Genomic DNA, 3,837 nt, shown 5'->3' on the forward strand with positions numbered 1-3,837 from the left:
CATAGGCCGAGTCGCCAGCAGTTCGGCTGCGGACTGCCCGCGCCGAGGCCATCCCAAACGACTCCTTGTACTGCCTCCCGTCGTTGTCGGTGTAGAGGTCGCCCGGGGACTCGAGCGTCCCGGCGAACCACGACCCGATCATGACGTTCGACGCACCGGCCGCGAGCGCCAACGCCACATCGCGGGGGTGGCGCACACCGCCGTCGGCCCAGACGTGCTTGCCCAGCTCCCTTGCAGCACTGGCACATTCGAGAACGGCGGAGAACTGGGGCCGACCCACTGCCGTCCTCATCCGGGTCGTGCACATCGCGCCGGGACCGACGCCCACCTTGATGATGTCCGCGCCCGCCTCGATGAGCTCGCGAGTCCCCGTGGCGGAGACGACGTTGCCGGCGACGACCGGCACCTGCGGGTCGATGGCGCGCACCTTCTGCAGCGCGTCGATCATCTTGTCCTGGTGTCCGTGTGCCGTGTCGATGACGAGGCAGTCGGCCCCCGCGTCGAGGATCCGGGCCGCCTTCGCAGCGACGTCACCGTTGACGCCCACGGCTGCGGCGACTCTGAGGTGGCCTGCTGGATCGACCGCGGGCGTGTAGAGGCCCGACCGCACGGCTGCCTCCTTGGTGAGGATCCCCACGAGCGTGCCGTCCGCCGCCACGACGGGCGCGACCCGGCGCCGCTCCGCGGTGAGCCGCTCGAACGCATGCCGCGCGTCGACGTCCTCCGGCAGGACGACCATCTCCCGGAACATGACGTCCTCGACCTGCGTGAACCGGTCCACGCCGGTCAGGTCCTTCTCCGTGACGATGCCGACCGGGCGCCTGCCCTCGACGACGATCCCTGCGCCGTGCGCGCGCTTGCCGATCAGGACGAGCGCCTCGCCGGCCGTCATGTGGGGGTCGAGGGTGATCGCCGTGTCGTGGACGAGGTGACGCTCCTTGACCCAGCCGATGACCTCGCTGACGACGTCGACGGGGATGTCCTGCGGGACGACGGTGAGCCCGCCGCGTCGTGCCACCGTCTCGGCCATCCGCCGCCCGGCGATGGCGGTCATGTTGGCGACGACGATCGGGATGGTCGTGCCCGTGCCGTCGACCGTCGCGAGGTCGACGTCGAGGCGGCTCGACACGGACGAGCGGCTCGGCACCATGAAGACGTCGTCGTAGGTCAGGTCGTACTGCGGCTGGAGCCCGTTGAGGAAGTGCACGCCACGACCTTATGCCGTATGCCGCTGAGCTCGCTCCTCGTCGACCGTGCAGTAAGTGCCCCCTCAGACGTCGACGACCTCGCGCTCGCCGGGCAGCCAGACGCGGCCACTCGGCGAGCGAAATACGATCGGCAGCCCTCTCGTCGTGCCCCAGTCGGTCGAGTCTGTCACCTGGACATGGACGTGCGGCTCGGTGCTGTTGCCGGAGTTGCCGCAGGTGCCCACGACATCTCCCGGCCTGATCGGGTCGCCGGGCCGCACGGAGACGCTGCCCCTCCGCAGGTGGGCGAGCAGGACGAAGGGCCCAGTCTGCGCGAGCGCGATGACCACGTGGTTTCCGGCGATCGCGGTCGGACCGCGCCGCACTCGCCCAGCCTGGCTCAGCGCGTAGGCAAGAAGCGCGGGCTGCGAGCGCCGTGCCTCGTGGTCTGACTCCCCGTCGTGGACTGCGACCACGGTTCCCGCGACCGGTGCGAGGACAGGTCGCCCAAAGCCGACGAAGGTCTCCGGTGACTCGACCGATACCAGCGAACGCCAGGTGCGAGGTGCAGATCGACCGCGCTCGTCGACCGGCACGAAGTCGATCGCGTAGGTCGTCCCGAAGAGGTGCGTGCCATGGCTCGGGACCCGACGGTCCGGGCTGTTCTGCACGAGCCAGCGGCCGCGGAAGGGGAAGTCGAGCTCGACGGGGGTCGACATGCCGGTTCGGCTGGGAGCTTCCTGGTCGTCCATGTCGACGACGGTAGGCAGACGCCGTGACGAGCGCGACTCGGGGACAGCCCTGATCCGCCCCTGAGGCCATCCCCCAATCCCCCGTAATTGCGGTGACGGACCCCGGTGCAGTCCCTACCGTCGAATGGTGGTTGCCGCACGAGGCGGCTTCTGAATCAGGGGGGAAAGGCACTCACCATGACAGAAACACGCATAGGGGACGTCGGGCGGCTCGCGTGGCTGCCGTCGTCGCGCGTGACGAAATGGCTTGTCCTCGGCTTCTGGCTGGCCGTCCTCGCCGTGTCATTCGGCCCGGCGGGCAAACTCCAGGGGGCACTGAACAACGACGCCACCTCCTGGCTTCCGGAGAACGCCCAGTCGACGCAGGTCGCCAAGGAGCTCGAGGCGTTCCAGAGCAAGAACGAGGCGCCAGCTGTCCTCGTCTACGAGCGTCCTGACGGTGTCACAGCGGCCGACCTCCACGCGGTCGCAGGACACATCACCGCTTTCAACGCCATGGAGCCGGTCAAGAAGGACTCCGTCGGCCCGATCCCGTCCGAGGACGGCAAGGCCATCCAGGTCATCGTCCCGATGGACATCGGTGAGGACGGCTGGGAGAACCTCCCGGAGATCACCGACCAGCTGCACTCGATCGCAGCCGACCGCCCCGCCGGACTGACGATGCACGTGACCGGCCCCATCGGCTTCGGCGCCGACTCGTCCGAGGCGTTCGCCGGCATCGACGGCAAGCTGCTCTACGCCGCGATGGGCGTCGTCATCCTCATCCTGCTCATCACCTATCGAAGCCCGATTCTCTGGCTCATCCCGCTCATCTCCGCGGGCACCGCCCTGTTCATCTCGCAGGGCGTGATCTACTACCTCGCGGACAGCGACACCCTGACCGTCAACGCGCAGAGCTCGGCCATCCTGACCGTCATCGTGTTCGGCGCCGGAACCGACTACGCGCTCCTGCTCGTCGCCAGATACCGCGAAGAGCTACGGCGCCACCAGGACCGTCACGAGGCGATGGCCTTCGCCCTGCACCGTGCCGGCCCGGCGATCTTCGCATCGGGCTCGACCGTCATCGCGGGCATGCTCTGCCTCCTCGTCGCGACGATGAGCTCGACCAGCGGCCTCGGACCGGTCGCGGCGATCGGCATCGGCGTCGCCCTGCTCGTCATGCTGACCCTGCTGCCAGCCCTGCTCGTCGTCTTCGGCCGCTGGATCTTCTGGCCGGTCCGGCCGACCTACGGGTCCGCGGACCACACCCGCGACGGCTTCTGGGCTCGCACGGGCAACCGGATCTCTCACGCCCCGCGGCGCACGTGGGTCGTCACGTCGGTCATTCTTGCCGTCGCCACCCTCGGCGTGCTCCAGCTCAACGCGACCGGCTTGGCGAACAAGGACGCCTTCTACACGACGCCCGAGTCCGTCGTCGGCGAGCAGGTGCTGGCCAAGCACTTCCCAGCCGGGTCCGGGTCACCCGTCCTCGTCCTGGCCAACACGGACCAGGCCGCGGCCGTCCAGGACCGGCTCGAGAACGTCCAGGGCGTCAGCTCGGTGGCGGATCCGATCGCCCGCAACGGGCGGTCGCTCATCCAGACGACGCTGAGCGACGCTCCTGACTCCGACGCGGCCACGAAGTCGGTCGACCGGATCCGGGACGCGATCGCCGAAGTGCCAAACGCGGATGCGATCGCGGGCGGTGACACCGCTGCTCGCGCCGACACGCTGCGCGCTTCGGACGACGACAACAAGAGGACGATCCCGCTCATCCTCGGCGTGGTGCTGCTCATCCTCGTGCTGCTGCTGCGCGCGGTCACGGCGCCGTTGCTTCTCATCGGGACGGTCGTGCTCTCGTTCGGCGCGGCGATGGGCTTGAGCGCGCTCGTCTTCCGGCACGTCTTCGGATTCGCCGG

3 protein-coding genes are annotated in these 3,837 nt (G+C 69.1%); 1 reads left to right on the forward strand and 2 read right to left on the reverse strand.

Annotation, left to right across the window (positions count from 1 at the left end; translation table 11 throughout):
* Both VIR15_RS02640 and VIR15_RS02645 read right to left on the reverse strand, forming a co-directional pair.
* Positions 1 to 1,207 (reverse strand): GuaB1 family IMP dehydrogenase-related protein (locus VIR15_RS02640; RefSeq protein WP_331925918.1); only part of this gene is annotated, 1,207 nt, incomplete at its 3' end.
* A gap of 63 nt (positions 1,208 to 1,270) precedes the next feature.
* Positions 1,271 to 1,939 carry a M23 family metallopeptidase gene (locus tag VIR15_RS02645; protein ID WP_331925919.1) on the reverse strand — a complete coding sequence of 223 codons (669 nt, stop codon included), beginning with the start codon at positions 1,937 to 1,939 and terminating at the stop codon, positions 1,271 to 1,273.
* Positions 1,940 to 2,116: 177 nt separating this feature from the next.
* On the opposite strand from VIR15_RS02645, the gene VIR15_RS02650 reads away from it, so the two are divergent.
* A partial coding sequence (locus VIR15_RS02650) for an MMPL family transporter (protein WP_331925920.1) occupies positions 2,117 to 3,837 on the forward strand: 1,721 nt, incomplete at its 3' end.

It is taken from the genome of Intrasporangium sp., from assembly GCF_036566125.1.
In the GTDB taxonomy this organism is placed as follows: Bacteria; Actinomycetota; Actinomycetes; order Actinomycetales; family Dermatophilaceae; genus Intrasporangium.